Raw genomic sequence first — 1,046 nt, forward strand, 5'->3', positions numbered from 1 at the left:
GAGGCTTAAGAAGGGCTTGCATTCAGGGTTTGAAGGCCGCAACCATAATGGGGTTTTGACCGGCGACATCCGCCCCACCAGGCGTTGCGACTTTGACTTATGGCTGTATTGAGTTTGCTTTCTGTGGGTCATGCCTATTTGCCTGAGGAGTGGCTTTTTCAAGGCCTCGACTTTGAGCTTGTGCAGGGCGAGCATGTGGCGATCCAAGGCACGTCGGGTTGCGGCAAATCCACCTTGCTCAACATCATGGCGGGCCTGGAAGTACCGACCAGCGGTGAGGTCTGTTGGTCGGGCCAGCCGACTTCAGCTTGGACAGCCGAGCAGCGGCGGTCATGCCGCCAGTCAGAAATGGGCTTTGTCTTTCAAGCTTTTCATTTGTTGCCGCACCTGTCAGCCCTGCAAAACGTGATGGTGCCTTGTTTGTTGGGCGGGCATTCTGGCCAAGCCTGCGCGCGCGTAGCGCAAGCACTGCTGTGCGACCTGGGCCTGCAAAAACGCCTGGACGCCAAGCCGGCCAGTTTGTCGGGCGGTGAGCAACAACGTGTGGCCTTGGCCCGTGCCTTGGTGCACCACCCCAAAGTGGTGTTTGCCGACGAGCCCACAGGCAATCTGGACACAACGACGGCCGCCAGCACTTTGGGTTTGTTGATCGACTTGTGCGAGGCAAGGCAGACCAGTCTTGTCGTGGTCACCCACTCTGACGAAGCGGCGCGGTCCATGGGCAGGAGCTTGCGCCTGACACAAAAGGGCTTGGTTTGATGCACTTGAAGGGCCAGCAGCTTCTGTTTTTGTGGCTGCTCAAAGGGGCCTCTGTTCAAGCCTGGGCGCGGTGGTTGGTCGCACTGGTGATGGTGGCGGTTGGGGTGATGCTGGCGGTGGCCATTCACACCGTCAACCATTCTGCCCTGGCGTCTTTCGGGCAGGCCTTGGACACGGTCAATGGACAGGCTTCAGCCCAGTTGGTGGCGCCATTAGGGTACATCGACGATCGACAAATTGATGACTGGGATCGCCGCCGGGCGGGCTTGGGCATACGCACTGTGAGC

2 protein-coding genes are annotated in these 1,046 nt (G+C 59.3%); both read left to right on the forward strand.

Annotated features, from left to right (window positions below):
- Positions 1–108 precede the first annotated feature (108 nt).
- Positions 109–759, forward strand: coding sequence for an ABC transporter ATP-binding protein (locus Q0341_RS09285; RefSeq protein WP_299512434.1), 651 nt, complete (start codon positions 109–111; stop codon positions 757–759).
- The coding region (locus Q0341_RS09290) for a hypothetical protein (RefSeq protein WP_299512435.1) at positions 759–1,046 on the forward strand (288 nt) is incomplete at its 3' end. The genes Q0341_RS09285 and Q0341_RS09290, both read left to right, overlap by 1 nt.

Source organism: uncultured Limnohabitans sp. (assembly GCF_937889215.1).
Taxonomy (GTDB): domain Bacteria; phylum Pseudomonadota; class Gammaproteobacteria; order Burkholderiales; family Burkholderiaceae_C; genus Limnohabitans_A.